Annotated in this window: 10 protein-coding genes and 1 pseudogene; 4 read left to right on the top strand and 7 right to left on the bottom strand. The window is 36.0% G+C overall.

Features of this window, described 5'->3' with window-relative positions; translation table 11 throughout:
• Positions 1 to 220: 220 nt before the first annotated feature.
• Positions 221 to 4,477 carry an EAL domain-containing protein gene (locus tag ABVT42_RS03015; protein ID WP_353873625.1) on the bottom strand — a complete coding sequence of 1,419 codons (4,257 nt, stop codon included), beginning with the start codon at positions 4,475 to 4,477 and terminating at the stop codon, positions 221 to 223.
• Positions 4,478 to 5,150: 673 nt separating this feature from the next.
• Here ABVT42_RS03015 and ABVT42_RS03010 point away from each other — a divergent pair.
• Positions 5,151 to 7,349: a prolyl oligopeptidase family serine peptidase gene (locus tag ABVT42_RS03010; protein WP_353873624.1), complete on the top strand. Its 2,199-nt coding sequence runs from the start codon at positions 5,151 to 5,153 to the stop codon at positions 7,347 to 7,349.
• A gap of 164 nt (positions 7,350 to 7,513) precedes the next feature.
• Here ABVT42_RS03010 and ABVT42_RS03005 read toward each other — a convergent pair whose 3' ends face one another.
• Positions 7,514 to 8,761, bottom strand: a complete 1,248-nt coding sequence (locus ABVT42_RS03005) for a cation:proton antiporter (RefSeq protein WP_353873623.1) — start codon at positions 8,759 to 8,761, stop codon at positions 7,514 to 7,516.
• A 405-nt stretch (positions 8,762 to 9,166) separates the two neighbouring features.
• On the opposite strand from ABVT42_RS03005, the gene ABVT42_RS03000 reads away from it, so the two are divergent.
• Positions 9,167 to 9,424 (top strand): hypothetical protein, encoded by a 258-nt coding sequence (locus tag ABVT42_RS03000; protein ID WP_353873622.1) that lies wholly within the window; start codon positions 9,167 to 9,169, stop codon positions 9,422 to 9,424.
• A 192-nt stretch (positions 9,425 to 9,616) separates the two neighbouring features.
• Positions 9,617 to 9,862 carry a hypothetical protein gene (locus tag ABVT42_RS02995; protein ID WP_353873621.1) on the top strand — a complete coding sequence of 82 codons (246 nt, stop codon included), beginning with the start codon at positions 9,617 to 9,619 and terminating at the stop codon, positions 9,860 to 9,862.
• Between the two features lie 15 nt (positions 9,863 to 9,877).
• Here ABVT42_RS02995 and ABVT42_RS02990 read toward each other — a convergent pair whose 3' ends face one another.
• The 5 genes from ABVT42_RS02990 to ABVT42_RS02970 all read right to left on the bottom strand — a co-directional run bounded on the left by ABVT42_RS02990 (position 9,878) and on the right by ABVT42_RS02970 (position 14,580).
• The gene (locus ABVT42_RS02990) at positions 9,878 to 10,474 is read right to left on the bottom strand and encodes a hypothetical protein (protein WP_353873620.1); all 597 of its coding nucleotides are present in this window, start codon (positions 10,472 to 10,474) and stop codon (positions 9,878 to 9,880) included.
• A 3-nt stretch (positions 10,475 to 10,477) separates the two neighbouring features.
• Positions 10,478 to 11,038 carry a hypothetical protein gene (locus ABVT42_RS02985; RefSeq protein ID WP_353873619.1) on the bottom strand — a complete coding sequence of 187 codons (561 nt, stop codon included), beginning with the start codon at positions 11,036 to 11,038 and terminating at the stop codon, positions 10,478 to 10,480.
• Between the two features lie 25 nt (positions 11,039 to 11,063).
• Positions 11,064 to 11,609: a TFIIB-type zinc ribbon-containing protein gene (locus ABVT42_RS02980; RefSeq protein ID WP_353873618.1), complete on the bottom strand. Its 546-nt coding sequence runs from the start codon at positions 11,607 to 11,609 to the stop codon at positions 11,064 to 11,066.
• Between the two features lie 544 nt (positions 11,610 to 12,153).
• Complete coding sequence (locus ABVT42_RS02975) at positions 12,154 to 12,843, bottom strand: putative porin (protein ID WP_353873617.1); 690 nt, start codon at positions 12,841 to 12,843, stop codon at positions 12,154 to 12,156.
• Between the two features lie 945 nt (positions 12,844 to 13,788).
• Complete coding sequence (locus ABVT42_RS02970; protein WP_353873616.1) at positions 13,789 to 14,580, bottom strand: carbonic anhydrase; 792 nt, start codon at positions 14,578 to 14,580, stop codon at positions 13,789 to 13,791.
• 305 nt (positions 14,581 to 14,885) lie between these two features.
• Here ABVT42_RS02970 and ABVT42_RS02965 point away from each other — a divergent pair.
• Positions 14,886 to 15,864 (top strand): annotated as a pseudogene (locus ABVT42_RS02965) (IS30 family transposase).
• The last annotated feature ends 122 nt before the right edge of the window (positions 15,865 to 15,986 follow it).

Below are 15,986 nucleotides of genomic sequence, written 5' to 3'. Positions count from 1 at the left end.
TGATGCGGCAGGATTTTTGGGCTAACATTGCTAACCAGATGAGCATTTCTGATAGATTCAATACTTCATTAGAATGAGTATCCCTTTATAGAGCCCACAGTTCTCATATCTCGTGCTTATGTTATTAAAGATAGCGACAAAACTAATTGGTCCGCGCTTTTCGTTACCTTATTTATTGAATCTCACCAAGTTCTTACTAAACAACCTGAAAACAATCGCTCTAATCAAAACGTATATCACAGGCTGGAACCGGTTTTCCATATAAATACCCTTGATATTCCTCACACCCAGCCTCTTTTAAAAATGCTAACTGACTGGCTTCTTCGATTCCCTCCGCAACCACTTCTAAATCAAGACTGTGCGCCATATTGATAATCGCTCGCGAAAGACGTACTGATTTTTTCGAACTTCTTAGTTGATTGATAAAAACTCGATCAATTTTAAGCACATCTAGAGGCAATTGCTGCAAATACGCTAATGATGAAAAACCCGTTCCGAAATCATCCAGCGCAATGTTAATACCCAGACTTTTTAATTTAAGGATAACACTTCGCGTATGTTCAATATTATGGATTAATGTTCCTTCCGTGATTTCCAATTCTAAATATTTTGCAGGCAACCCCGATTGGGACAAAGCAAATTCTACATTGTCGAACAGATCGGTTTGCTGAAACTGAAGTGCAGATATATTAACAGAAACTCTCACTTTATTTCCGGATCGATGCCAAACTGCACATTGTTGACAAGCATCTTTGAGTACCCAGGCACCAATTTGTAAAATCTGACCAGTTTCTTCAGCAATTGGAATAAACTCATTTGGAGAAATAAATCCTTTTTGGGGATGATGCCAGCGTATCAGTGCTTCAAATCCAATTAATTGATTATCTGCAACACAAACTCTAGGTTGGTAGTAAGTTTCAAACTGATTATGCACTATCGCAAGACTAAGTTCGGTTTCAATATTCAGTCGTTTAACTAATATCTCATTCATTTGCGATTCAAAAAAGCAATATTGTCGTTTACCTTTGCGCTTTGCTTCGTACATCGCAATGTCAGCATTTTTCAACAAAATATCAGGGGTTTTTCCATCTTCTGGATAAATCGCGACGCCAATACTAACTGAAGTAATTACATTTTGGCCATTAAGTTGAAAAGGCTGATTGAGCTTCTCACTAACCTGTTCAAGAATCACTAAAATATCTTGTCGTTCAACAACTCGTTCCAAAATAATTGTAAACTCATCACCGCCTAACCGGGCAATATATCCGGTTTCATCGAGTAAATTACGCAATCTAGAGGCAACGGCTTGTAATAACTGGTCACCAACACTATGCCCCAACGAGTCATTAATTCGTTTAAATCCATCTAGATCAAAAAACAGCAAGGCTACTCGCTCTTTAAATCGAGCCGCTAAATGAATAGCATGAGTTAAGTGTTCGTGAAAGAAAGAACGATTCGGTAAATCTGTTAATTGATCATAATTAGCCAGCTGTCTTAATTGATTTTCCGTATTTTTAAGCTCACTAATATCTTTACGTGTACCCGCAATAGTTAAGGGTAAACCTTGCTCATCATACTCAACCACTCTGCCGCGAGACAACACCCACCGCCAATTATCATAATATTCATCATAAATTCGATATTGTGTTTCATAGTAACTTTTCTCACCTTGCAAATATCGCTCTAAAGTTGTTTTAGCTTTAACCTGATCATCAGGGTGTATTAAGTTAAAAATGGATTCATATTCAACTGCATTATCCCAAGTACTAGAATGATGATTGATATTGTTAGTTAATAAAATTAAATTTGATTTAAGATTCCACTGCCAGAGTTCATCACCACTCCCCCACAATACATCTTTTAAGCGCGACTCGCTTTGCCGAATGGCTTCTACCGCGGCCTGCTCTTTTTTATTTTTTATTCGTCTAAAGTGCAAAATTACAGTAAACAACGACAAGCATAAAACTAAATAAATACCATAAGCAATGTCACTCTTCCAAAACGGTGGATGAATAATTAACGGATAGCTGGCAGCAGCTGTTTCCCAGTCACCGTTGATGCTAAATGCTCTGACTTGAAATTCATATTCACCAGAAGGTAAGTGAGTATAGTTTGCATGATTAATATTTCCTGCAGGGATCCATTGTGCATCGACACCTTTTAAGCGATATTCATAGTTTGCCAATTGGGGATAAGCATAACAGCCACATGAGAAATAGAAAGATATCAAGCTGTCTTCAGGAAAAAATTCAAACTGCTTTAAATGACTCAATGGAAAAAAATTATCTAATGGTTGATGTAACTTTTCAACCGCCATTAAATTAACATTATGTTGATGCGGCTTATTTTGAAATAACTGAGGATTTAAAATTGAAAGTTCACTTCCACCTAAATAAAAGATACCGTTTTCATCTACAAACCGTCCACCCTCCACATAGTTTTGCCCCGCATTTGTCATCCATGGAAAATACTTATAGTCACCTGTCTTTATATTTAAGTAACCAATTTTCTCAACCGTAGTAAACCATAATTTATCACCATCTAGCTTAAGTAAATTTGAAATAATATTATTGTCGGCATTTTTTCCAAATGTAAATATTTTTTTAGCGATCAATTCATTACCGTTGATAATCAACTGATTAATCCCGCCTGTTCCCGTGGCAATCCATACCGTATTTTTATCTGCGACAAGCAGGTCATTAATAATATTGCTAGACAACGGATTTTCGCTTCTAACATTAAATTTTTTTACAAGATCTTTTTTCTTATCAATTAAAAACAATCCACTAGTACTACCTATCCAGTATCGATCTTTCTCAATTTCTCTCACCGCAAGAAAATACTCAACATCCAGCGTTAAAGGAGAGTCTAAAGAATCAAATATGAGTTCTCTTTCATTAGTTAATGGATGATATCGATGAATTGTAGAAGCGTTACTAGATAAATAAAACCAGCCGTTATCTGAAGGCTGTATATCAAAAAAGCCCGCATTGACAACTTTGCCTGAGCGAACACGAAAATCATTCACATACTTGACATGACCATTATGAATATTAAATAAATCAAGCCCAAAATCACGACCTATCAATAAGTGATCATCACCAACGGGTACAATTTTCCAGATTGCACCTTTGGCTTGATCTTCAGCAACAGTTTTATCTTGATAATAATGAGTCAACTCACTCGTTATGCGATTATACTTTTCCAGTCCGCGCTCAGTTCCCATCCATACGATATTGTTTTGATAAAATACATTAAGAACCGAAGAGTTATTTATGGTATTTTCTCTACCAGGAATATGACGCAATGACTCTATGGCATAAGTTCCAGGATCAAAAAAAGCAACGCCACCGGCAGTACCGATCCAAAAAATACCATCGCTATCTTCTGTAACAACACGGATTGCTGGACTAGGTAAGCTAGAAATATCATTGGCATAATGATTAATTTCAAAAACTTGCTTTTTATCTAAATCAACAACTTGTATAGCATCGTTCCAATAACCAATCCAAATTTTTCCTTCTTTATCTTGGTAGAGATGCCAGATAAAATTAGAACGTAGCTTTATTTTCGAATCTTGCTGATTGTTATATTTTTCAATTGCTTGAGTATTTATATCAAATTGAAAAATTCCTACAGTATCAACCGCTAGCCATAGTTTATGATCATTAATGGCAATCACCGAAGTGACATACTTTTCAAATACATCACCTTGAATCGCGTGAATATCCAGCGAATTCAAATCAATATAATACAACCCGGAAACACTGCCAATCCAAAGTCTTCCCTGGAGTTCAATTAACGAGTGAGAATTACGGATATAAGTTTTTTTCTCTCCATCTGGTCGATAAAGATAACGTTTGAATGTGTTAGTTTTCGGAGAGTAACGCGTTATGCCAATGAGTGAAGCAAACCAAATGCTCCCATGAGAATCCTCAAAAATTTTTCGTACATTATCATTAGCCAGACTATTTTCATTTTCAGATTCATGACGAAATGAAAACAGATGCCTGCCATCACGCTTTAAAAAATACAATCCATTATCAGTAGCAAACCAAATATTCCCTTTGGAGTCCTCCATCGATTGGTAAACAGTGCCGTTAAGCACGCTGGCATTTTCATGACTTTCGGGTAATAAAGGAATATACTCATAGCCAGTAAATATTTTTACTCCGGCATTTGTACTAAACAGCATAGTCCCATCGCTTAGCACTTCGATGTCATTAACAAAAGCAGAAGGAAGTTTTATGTTTTTAGGCAGTTGTTTTACTCTTAACTCTCTCACTCTGCCATGATTAAATTCATGTTGGCTATCTACTTTTTTTTGAGAAGTGGTAAAAATATTTTCTGCAACTTTTGCCGATAGTTTTTCGCAACAAAAAAACAACAGACTCAAAATCAACAAAACAGCCAAAAGCCCAGATGTTGTTCGAGTTAATGTTTGTCGACTATGAAAAAACCACAGCGTGCTAATCATTTCCCCCTGTTACCAAGCTCTATTGACCTTAATTATTAGTAATGTCATTAATATATTTTATTTACAGTATTGGTTCGCACTTAAGGAACGGTTACCTGCCTAACCCATAAACTTGAATTGTATTTACAAAATACTACCTCATTGAGTATAGATGACTCTCAAAAACATATAATAAATTTATATCATTTAAAGGTGTCAGCCACTATTTTTTTAATTACCTGTTAAAAAGCCAATCAGGCTAGTGCCATGTGCAATAAAAATGACAGGCTAACTTGTTTGAAAATACAGCCCCAAACAATAAAAAAACAAAATTGATAGATTTAATCTATTTCATCTATTTACGATATTTTCTCTGATCAAGAGTGATCCACCTAAATAAACAGATTAACTGTATGAATCGCCGATTTTCGGGTATAGATACCCGTGCATTCATATTTGTGATGGGGTAGCCTAAAAGGTCATTTGTTGTTTAGTTTCACTTGATAACTGAAAACAAAAATTCGATTAAATTCACTAATTATTGCAACAAAAGTCGAGATCTGCGCTGATTTGAATTAATCAAATTTTTACAATTCTGTTATTTATTGGCTAGGCAGCTAATGAATATATTTGATAGACTGACCCGAATCACTATGCATCATGCAGTATTCTTCAACAATTTTAGAGAAAAACGATGAAAAATAATAATACTTCAATAATGCCTATTACTGGCATTTTACTCTTCTCGGGGTTATTGTTTTCTTGTTCTCAAGAATCACCAGTACCACAAGCAGACACCCAAACAGCTCAAGTTAAACCCGCAACCGATAATCAAATTAAAAAAGTGGCTTATCCAAAAACCAAACAAAGTGACACCGTTGATCAATATTTTGATCAAAAAGTTGCCGATCCTTATCGTTGGCTAGAAGACGATCGCAGTCTGGAAACCGGCGAATGGGTCAAAGCACAAAACGAAGTGACATTTGACTATTTAAATAATATTCCTTATCGCGACACTATCAAAAAGCGTCTGGAAACATTATGGAATTATGAAAAAGTTGGTTCCCCTTTTAAAGAAGGTGAATACACTTATTTTTATAAAAATGATGGCTTACAAAATCAATATGTTGTTTATCGTCAAAAGGATGGAAGCCAAGATGTTGAGATATTTCTTGATCCTAATAAATTTAGCGAAGATGGTACCACTTCACTCGCTCAATTAAGCTTTTCAAAGAATGGAAATATTGCGGCCTACTCCATTTCAGAAGGCGGCAGTGACTGGCGTAAAATTATTATTATTGATGTGAAAAGTAAAACGATGCTTGAGCCACCGCTTAAAGATATTAAGTTCTCGGCAATATCTTGGAAAGGTAATGAAGGGTTCTATTATTCGAGCTATGATAAACCCGATGGCAGTGAATTATCTGCTAAAACCGATCAACATAAACTCTACTACCATAAATTAGGTGAAGCTCAGCAAGATGATCAGGTTATTTATGGTTCAATAGCAGAACAAAAGAACCGATATGTCAGCGGACGAGTTACCGAAGATGATCGCTTTCTGGTTATTTCAACGGCTAACTCAACTTCTGGTAATGCACTTTATATTCAAGACTTAACCAAAGAAAAAGCACCTCTGGTTACAATATTAGATAATCAAATATCAGATGCATATGTCATTGAAAATGTTGAAAACAAGTTATACATCGTTACCAATAAAGATGCGCCTAATCAAAAAATTGTTACCGTCGATGCTAGCAATCCTATTCCTGAAAATTGGCAAGACTTTATTGCAGAATCAGAAAATGTATTAAGCCCATCGACTGGTGGCGGTTACTTCTTTGCACGCTACATGGTTGATGCTATTTCAAAAATTTATCAGTATGACTACTCTGGTAAAAAGATTCGTGAAATTACCCTTCCAGATGCAGGAACAGCTAGCGCACCAAGTGGTAAAAAAGATGATAAAGTCCTTTATTATTCTTTTACTAATTACAAAACACCATCGACAATTTTTCAGTATGATGTGAACAAAGGTGAGTCGAGTGTTTATCGTAAGTCGGGCGCACAGTTTAATAGTGATGATTTTGTATCTAAGCAAGTATTCTATACATCAAAAGATGGTACTAAAGTACCGATGTTAATTACTCATAAAAAAGGTATTAAACTCAACGGCAAAAATCCAACTATTCTATATGGCTATGGCGGTTTCAATGTTAGTTTAACGCCTTCGTTTAGTATCCCTAACGCGGTATGGATGGAATATGGCGGTGTCTATGCGGTTCCGAATATTCGTGGCGGTGGTGAATACGGTAAAAAGTGGCACAAGGCAGGAACTCAGCTACAAAAGCAAAATGTGTTTGACGACTTTATTGCTGCTGCAGAATACCTGATTAACGAAAAGTATACTTCTAGTGATTATTTAGCTGTTCGCGGCGGTTCAAATGGCGGATTATTAGTTGGTGCTGTAATGACGCAACGACCAGATTTAATGAAAGTTGCACTGCCTGCGGTTGGCGTATTAGATATGCTGCGTTATCATGAATTTACCGCTGGTGCGGGTTGGGCTTATGATTATGGTACAGCCGATCAAAGTAAAGAGATGTTTGACTACTTAATGAGTTATTCTCCACTGCATAATGTGAAAGAAAATACTCAATATCCAGCAACGCTAATTACCACCGGTGACCACGATGACCGAGTAGTTCCAGCTCATTCATTTAAATTTGCCGCTGAATTGCAAGCTAAACAGTCAGGCAACGCACCAACGCTGATTCGAATTGAAACCAATGCGGGTCATGGCGCAGGTACACCAATTTCAAAATCAATTGAACAATATGCCGACATTTTTGGATTTACTTTATTTAATATGGGTGTTGAATCATTAAAATAATTTTTAATTTTTCCCTATAGAAATGTTTGATTTAAAAGCCTGGTTGATACTGGGCTTTTTTTATCAGGCACGTTAGCAATGAAGACTAAAAATTTTTGAGCACTCGTTAACTAAAATTACAATTCATCAGTTTTAATGTATTCGCTTCTACAAATAATTGTGTTTCAAATAAGCACTTGAAATTTACTTTTCCACCAACGAATCGTTAATGGTACAGAACAGTTCAAAAGAAATGTAGTTAGCATCAGCGTATAAAAAGCTTCGACAGAGAGTATTTGGTGCTGTACGAAGGCTATATTTATCACAACAAATGCCAATTCCGCTCGCCCTAACATACCAAAGCCAATCATCAGACTCGAAGACCAGTCAAATCCCCCTGTATATTTTGCAGCAAGTGCGGCTGAAGTAATTTGTCCGACAAATAAACCCGCAAATAGAATTAAAGACTCGGGTAATACGGAGACAAAAAGATCAGCATCAAATATTAATTTCGTACCTAATGCAACGAAGAAAACAGGGCCAATCCAAGAAAATGCAACGTTATCAATGATTCCACGGGCATGAAGATAAAAATCGATTTCTTTTTCCTGATGAAAGTCGAAATACTCTTTTTTGATAATCAGTCCGGCCATATACGCACCAACCGCAGGATGAAACCCAAATTCATGAGCTAACAATCCAACCAATACCGCAATTAATAGTAACGCTAAAATCGTATATTCGCCCTTCCCCATCGCCAAAATATGGCGCAGTCCGATTTTTCCAATAATAGGAAGTTTGTTAATAATAGTTGACTCGGGGTTGGTTGGAAACAACCACCCTCCAATAATGGTGACTAACACAAAAAACGCAACAGCTTTACCGATTATCAATAGAATACCATCTAATGAAACGGTTGCTTCACCGGTTGCAATTGGTACCAATATTGCGACAAAAGCTAGTGATGCAATATCGTCTAAAACCGCTGAAGTCATAATCCCAGTAGCGGCAGGAGTTTTACTAAGCCCTTCACTTTTGAGTGAAACCATGGTCAAGGAAACGGCCGTTGCCGTCATTGCCAATCCACAAAGCAACGCAATGTTGTTGTTTTGCCAAAAATAGTACGCAGAAAAATAAGCGACTGCAAAAGGTACAACAGCGCCAAATAATGCGATTCCCCAACTACGCTTCATACTATTTAAAAAATTATTAGTGTCCTCTTCAAAACCCAATGCAAACATAATAATAATAATGCCTAGCTCGGCAAAGTCGGTAATAAAAATGGGCATTTCTTGCGGTAACGCGCCTAGATTAACGAGTATTGCACCGCAAAACAAATACCATAATACCGGCGTAAGTCGGGTTTTATGTGCGAGAAAAGATGCCACTAAGACACTGAGCCAAATAATTGCCAGAATAGCAATATCATACATAGCGATAATTCCTGGTTATGTTTTTTGGTTTTTTAAAGCCACGGTAAAGTTGAAGCTTTTCAATTATTTGTGTTTAGTATTCTTGTTATAATAAAAGTATAGTCAAAAGGAGGCGTTGATACGCATCAGTCTATGGTGACTATCTCAAAATGATTATTTTGGGTGGTATAAGTAGACCTTAAAAGCTATGATCAAACAGTTAAAAAATAGCTAAATGGAAAAACGACTAAACCGAAAAACAACTTGATGATTAATTTTAAAATTAGATTAATCAACCCATGCAAAGCGTCTTTTATGGTCAAACTTATTCAATCAATATCAGAAAGCGAGCTCAGATTCATTGCAAATCTTGATTATTGCTGTGACAGTGAAAGGCATTATCTTGCATTACGTCAGGTTATATTTATGCAAAATTGTCTAGCGAATGCTGAGCAATCCTGGTATCCGGCAGAGGTTTATGAGTTAGGATCAAATTGGCTCCAAAAAAATCACGAACGCGAATTTACAATCTGTACTTTGCTCGTCATATACAATTCAATCAATGGTAGTGACCGTTATACCGATTTAGACACCAAGTTTGATAATCATGCCTGGGAATATGAAAAATTGCCTAATCCGCTAAAAAATGCCATTCTTAACGCTTATACAGCAGCCAATATTTAACAAAGCATAAGCCATTACCGACTATCTCTATTGGCAGGTATAAAAAATTTCATTTTTAATCGCTTTTAGCCGTTTTACACTCTATACGACTTTATCCTGTAAACAGATAGCACAAATATTGAAATAAATAGCAACCGAGTACGTTAAACCACAGCCAACGCAATTTTTTATTCATTTAAAGGGGAATCAACCATGCAATCCCGAACACAGTCTAAACAAAGTAAACACCTGCCTATATTAATGTTAAGTGCGGGTTTATCAATAGGAGTAGGACTGGGAATTTCATTAGGGGTTGCCTTTGGTAATATTCCTGTCGGATTATCAATTGGCGCAGGTGTGGGCATTTCGCTGGGCGGATTACTTTACAATTACTTCAAATCTCAAACGTGCTCTCATGCAAATACGGCCAATAAGCATGAGCATAATAGTAAAATTTAAAATAAAACAAACTCATCAATAACGCAGCCGATCAAATTCGTCGATATTTTCTAATAATAAAAAGACGCTTTCTTCAATTTTTTCACGGGTCTGTGCTTTTGCTAACTGACGCATATTGTCAACAATAGCAATCCACCAACGCATGTGTGCGGCACTCAGTTGTGCGGCAACAGGAATCATATCTTGAGCAAGTGAAAGGGTTTTAATACCTTCTTGTTTGAGTGCCACCATGCTTCGCAAATTGAGTCGGTTATCTTTTAATTCCCGCATAAAATGAGCGACAACTTTAGTATCTTGCTCTAGCACTAAAGAGTCTGCTGGTTCGGAATTAGGAGACAAAAATGCAATATCAAGATTCGACAAGATGCCTCGTAACGAACCACGCAAACTTAGCCATAAATCTTTTTTCCTCGCACGTTCGCGATTGCGCTGAATTAATGACAACAAACCAACCAGAAAAAAACCTTCTAAACAAAAACCAATTAATTCTGGCACCAGATTATCATGGAAAGGACCAGAAATACCGGGATAAATAAAGTATAAATAAAATCCGATTCCAGCCAGGCCAAACAGCATCATAGGTGCAATTAATAACATGCGACTCGCTTGCATAAATTACTCCACTTGCTCGTTATTATTAATTGCCAATGCTTTTATCACTCGCGCAATTTTCATTGCCTCATCAAGTGAGAGATCTAGCGGCAAGTTTTTAATATAGACCGTGCGATCTTCTCTCAGCGGTACACTAATAATATCATTCGGTTGACTGCTGGTGGTTAGTGTAATTTCTTCGAGTGCTTGTTGTTCAAGAGATACTTCTTTAGCCGACGGTTCATAACGCTTATCTTTACGAATTGAATCACCACCAATCGAATAAAAGCAGGCTGGTTTTTTAAGCCAAGACAAATAGTCGGTCAGTGCCGCTTTAACTCGTTGATTGTATAACTCAAGTACTTCAGGCCGAATACTACTGTTTTGAATTTTATGTAGTCGTGAACACAATGTATCGACATCAATCAAGCGAATATCATTCTTCTCATCATCTTGCAGTTCAACAAATAATTGCTCGCATGCGTTTAATCGGCTTTTGGCAACCGCAGGATTGAGTAATCCGCGAATAGTAGATTCTCGTAAAAACTCAAATAGACGATCACTAGAGTAGTCTTCATCAGACATTAGGGTTACTCACTTTCAAAGTCATTCACTGGTGGTTAACATAAAATAAAATATCTTCTTTTTGTGCATGATCTTTCAACCAATCTCTAAACTCATCGGCTTTTTGCAAATCGGCTGCTGTTAAAATCTTAGCAAATCTTTCTCGACGGTTTTCTTCAGAAACTTGCGCTCTCACCTTTTTCTGCCATTGCTCAGTTAATACCATCGGAATTTCCTGCCCCAATTCCAGTGCTTTAATAAGCTCCCATTCGCCGCCATCAAGCCAGACTTCATCACAGGTAGTGCACCAATCTAAACGATTATTAGTACATCCCGAAATACGATACTTTTGCATTAAGCGATTACATTTAGGGCAGCCCACAGCCCCCATTGAATCTTCACTCTGCATACCTTTGAGTAAGCCAACAGTTGATGGTGCCTCGGTAATGATACCGTTATGGCGCTCCGCCCAATCGCGATAATACAACAGAGAAACCAGAGCCCCATGGCAATGCAGGCAACCTGCAGCTGATAAACCATCATCTAATTTGGTCGGTTTTAACGATTTATTTTTACATTTTGGACAAAACATCAGGATATACACCTATTTAGCTTGGGTTCGTCAAAATAATGATTGATTAATATTGGATACCTCAACCAATGATAGTTGATTTTGGCAATTGCAAAACTAATAACGCCTCATTAACCTGATTAATTGCATCAAATAATCAAGCAATCAGTATTGATTATTCTCATCGCTTATTGATTAAAGAATATTGTAATTTAGGATAATTAGCAGGTAAACCTTTATACGACTGCTATCCCATGACGATACGTTCCCTACCTCATGACGACTAAACAACCAAACTGTTCATCATTTGAGCAGATTATTCATTTGAGCAGATTGTTCATTTGAGCTTGATAAGACTAATCGGCCGCAGCTTAGCAAGCTACTAGCGTTTAGATAATTTGAAATAACTGAAATGGTTATTCTATATGTGCGTGAATAATTATTGAAGGACAAAATAATTGTTATTTAACGTAAAATGTTAAGCGATTGAAAAGAATTGATTATTAGACAACAAGGAAGACGATCAAAGCCCCAATATTCATTGAGGCTTTGTGACTAATAGCAATTAGAATCTTGCAGTAAAGCCAATACCGGTAACATCATCACCGTCAAGCGCTTGGTAGCTTAAACGTAGTGAAATGCTTGGGTTGAAAAAGTGCTGGAAACGAACACCAAAATCGTAACCTTCAGCATCAGATAATGCTAAACCTACGCTTGATTGTGGAGACCAGTAATAATCACCTTCAACCAATAAATCTTCACTTTCATCATCATAGCTGGCTTCAACATTAAAGAAACGGTTGTTGCTTAATTCACCAACATATTTAGTGCGTAATGTTACTGGAGAAGCGTCAGAATCATCAGTACCAATTGCAACCAACCAGTTTTTCGCGAAGAAATAACCAATTTCACCAGTGATAACTGAGTCTGCACCAGAAATATCGCTGTCAGCATAACCTAAAGATGCGTACAGGTTATTTTCGCCCATGTACTCACCGAAAACACTAGTAACGCTGAAATCACCATCGAAATCAGAATATCCCAGACCAACATTACTGTTACGTCCAGTGAATGCTGCTTCAGCCCAAGCTGTGTTATTAATGCTAACAGAGTCAAAGTGATAACGACCTTGAATCATATACGCATCAGCATCATCAGCAGTTAAATAATCTCCATCTACTTGCCATTGGTAACCATCGGCTAAAACTGTTCCAGAGAACATACCAAGAGCAACGATTAAACTTTTAATCTTCATTAGTTTTCCTTTTACATCAATTTAAAAATATGCTTTTCCTGCCAAATTATTTTCAGTAAAGCAATTAGTTGAAACAAATAACTTAAAGTCGAGCGCATCATAATGAACCAGATATAAATTGCAACCTTTTTTCAGTTAAAAAAACAAATAAAAACTATATTAAATCGCTATAAAAGAAAACACACACCATAAACACTGACTCCTTATCGATAATTCAAAATCAATAAGAAACTTTTATTAACAATTTAGTCTTAACCAAAAAAATTATTGGTTGTATTTATTAAAAAAACTAATAAATAATCTACGAATAAAAAAAACTAATGCCACTAATAAATTTATGGCAAATAACTGAAATCAAATTACCAAAAAAATATTTTATCAAGCAAAAGAAATCATTATTTAATCAATTTTATTGAATTTCATATTCTTGTCAGAAAATGTATTTTATAATTTAAATTAAAATTTAGAATCACTTCACACTTATGACACAAGCTACTCCATTTATGACATATAAATGCTCTATGACACATAGTTACTCAATGATTAAAAAGTTCGCCAGCCATTTGTTTACATTGAATACTTTTTATTCGCGGGTCGTTTTTTGTCTTGTTGTTAACCAAAATAACAAATAATACCCTTATTAGATATAATGGTTTGGTTTGGTTTGGTTTAATTTGACATAGTTGACTATTACTAAAAGAAATGACATTTAAATAAAAATAACCGCGAACAACTTCACATTCTTCACTTAATAAAGTAAAGCCGTTTATTTTTAAATTAACTAATATTATTGTGAAAACAGCGTACTTTCGAAGATCTTGTTTAATATTTTACCATTCAATAGTTAATTGAAAGATTTATCTTTATAACCAATCCAATTCAAGTTTTATTCAATTAAAAAAAGCCAACATAGCGTTGGCTTTTTTCAAAAACTTGTATTACTTATTAATCATCCATTCTCAAAACTGCTTGGCGTTCAAATAAAGGCTGAACCGGTCTGGCATTGCCACCATGAAACAACTTTTGAAACTGTTTAAACTGTGAACTTGAAAGTTGTTGTATTTCTGTCGAAACGTACCAATTCACCTCTTCTGAACATGGGGGAGTAGTGAGTGAACCTTGTAATCGATAATAAGATTCAGTTTCGGAGCTGCCCAGTAGTCGTTTTGGATTTAGTTCAACACCTTTAGCTGTTGCTTCACCTTTATGTTTTGGTGCAATAGCAAGAATACTTTTTAAAGTTTCGTTTTCATCACCCAATGAAAACAACACCCCTAAAACACTTAAAACACCATCATCATCAATATGTACAAAATGCGCTTCTAATGGAAAAGATTGACCATTAATTGTGTGTTCACTCAAAGAGTGAAAGTGAAACTGTAACAAACGCTGGCGGCCTCTCTCCGTTTTTGTGTAACTCTCGTTATCAATATTCACTTGAACGGTGTGACCGTTATTAACGACAGTTAGAGGCACAGGCTTAAAGCGAGACTTTAAAGTGAGTTCATTTTCATCATCTATCCATGCCGCATTTAAGTCAACGGGTGATTGTTCACGGCCAGTTTTGCACTTGGCATATGCAGGCGATAAATCGCCCCAATGCTCGGGTCCAGTTTCACCAGAATAACTCCAGGCAGCACCACTCCCTGCATTCATCGTTTGTGCAAACAAACCGGTTAGCACTAAACAGCCTATATGACAGACTTTGCCCAAAGTCTTTTTATTCAATAGTTTCATTGTTTTCTCCACGAAAAGTGATTTAATATTATTTTTATGATGAGAACCTTTAGCCATATAACTCAAGATAATCCCAACCATCACGTTCTAAATGTAAAATGCTAAAAGCAATTATTCTTATTCTGTTTATAAGTTTTTTAATTACTTAAAGCTCACAAATATTAATTAGAGATAACTCTCAATCAATCTCATATTTAAATGTTTGATAAAAACGCGAATTCATATGATAAGTGCAATTCCTAAGTTGCTAAAAAAGTGGTTACAATTGTTTTGCGAATCAATGAACCCACAACAGAGGAATTGCCATGAAACACTATCATCACTTAACCAAAGAGGAAAGGTTTTATATCTGGAATGAACTAAGAAATGGGAGTACACAGAAAAAAGTAGCAGAAACACTCGGTAGACACCCATCCACTATTTGTCGAGAAATTAAACGCAATAAGTATCAAAATTGTAAGATTTATACTTACCACTGGGCTTTGTAAATCCTTAGAAATCGAAAGATACGCTTGGCTAAAACAAAACATAGAAAGTTGGATAAGTCCAAAAGTTTTTTAATTAAGCGACTTATCCGCTGTTATCTGAGTCCGGAGCAAGTAAGCGGGTATCTTAAAATACATCATAATATTTCGATTAGTCATGAAACTATTTATCGTTATATTTATACAGATAAACAGCGTCATCAATCGCTTAAACCATTTCTCAGGCAAGGGGCAAAAAACTATCAAAAAGCTTATGGCTCAGGTGCTAGAGCCATTAAAATTTCTAACCGTGTGAACATTACAGAGCGTCCAGCTGTGGTAGAGAAGAAGTCTAGAATAGGTGATTGGGAGTGTGATACGATTATTGGTCGTGATAGAAAAAGTGTCTTAGTGACACTAGTCGATAGAGCCTCCTTGTATACCTTATGTTCTCGTGTTTTTAGTCGAAAAGCAAGTGTTGTTAGTGCAGCAATTATTCGCCTTTTAAAGCCTTATCAAGATAACGTACTGACACTAACTTTTGATAATGGCTCTGAATTTGTAGAACATGAAAAAGTGGGTCGAATATTAGAAGCAGAAACCTATTTTGCTCATCCCTATGCCTCTTGGGAGAGACCAATTAATGAAAATACGAATGGTTTGATTAGGCAGTTTTTTCCAAAAAAAACTGACTTTAAAAAAAGTGACCTGGCATCAAGTAAAAGCGGCTATAGAAAATTTAAATAATCGACCAAGAAAGACAAGAAACTATTTAACACCAAACCAGATATTTAATAATCAATTTGTGCCACTTATTTAAAAATTGCACTTATGGGTTGAATTCGCGAAGTTGATGTCATTTTTAGAACTAATTCACACTTAGCAATATCGTTTATGCCTTGTTCATCTTGATGAATGTATTTTTATATCTCTATTATAAAA

Source organism: Aliikangiella maris, from assembly GCF_040719265.1.
GTDB lineage: Bacteria > Pseudomonadota > Gammaproteobacteria > Enterobacterales > Kangiellaceae > Aliikangiella > Aliikangiella maris.
The sequence above is the reverse complement of the archived record's forward strand: the minus strand, read 5'-3'. Positions and strand labels throughout refer to the sequence as shown.

Coding starts and splice junctions, on each gene's coding strand:
- ABVT42_RS03015 (WP_353873625.1), bottom strand. CDS start 4,477: ATGATTAGCACGCTGTGGTTTTTTCATAGTCGACAAACATTAACTCGA.
- ABVT42_RS03010 (WP_353873624.1), top strand. CDS start 5,151: ATGAAAAATAATAATACTTCAATAATGCCTATTACTGGCATTTTACTC.
- ABVT42_RS03005 (WP_353873623.1), bottom strand. CDS start 8,761: ATGTATGATATTGCTATTCTGGCAATTATTTGGCTCAGTGTCTTAGTG.
- ABVT42_RS03000 (WP_353873622.1), top strand. CDS start 9,167: ATGCAAAATTGTCTAGCGAATGCTGAGCAATCCTGGTATCCGGCAGAG.
- ABVT42_RS02995 (WP_353873621.1), top strand. CDS start 9,617: ATGCAATCCCGAACACAGTCTAAACAAAGTAAACACCTGCCTATATTA.
- ABVT42_RS02990 (WP_353873620.1), bottom strand. CDS start 10,474: ATGCAAGCGAGTCGCATGTTATTAATTGCACCTATGATGCTGTTTGGC.
- ABVT42_RS02985 (WP_353873619.1), bottom strand. CDS start 11,038: ATGTCTGATGAAGACTACTCTAGTGATCGTCTATTTGAGTTTTTACGA.
- ABVT42_RS02980 (WP_353873618.1), bottom strand. CDS start 11,609: ATGTTTTGTCCAAAATGTAAAAATAAATCGTTAAAACCGACCAAATTA.
- ABVT42_RS02975 (WP_353873617.1), bottom strand. CDS start 12,843: ATGAAGATTAAAAGTTTAATCGTTGCTCTTGGTATGTTCTCTGGAACA.
- ABVT42_RS02970 (WP_353873616.1), bottom strand. CDS start 14,580: ATGAAACTATTGAATAAAAAGACTTTGGGCAAAGTCTGTCATATAGGC.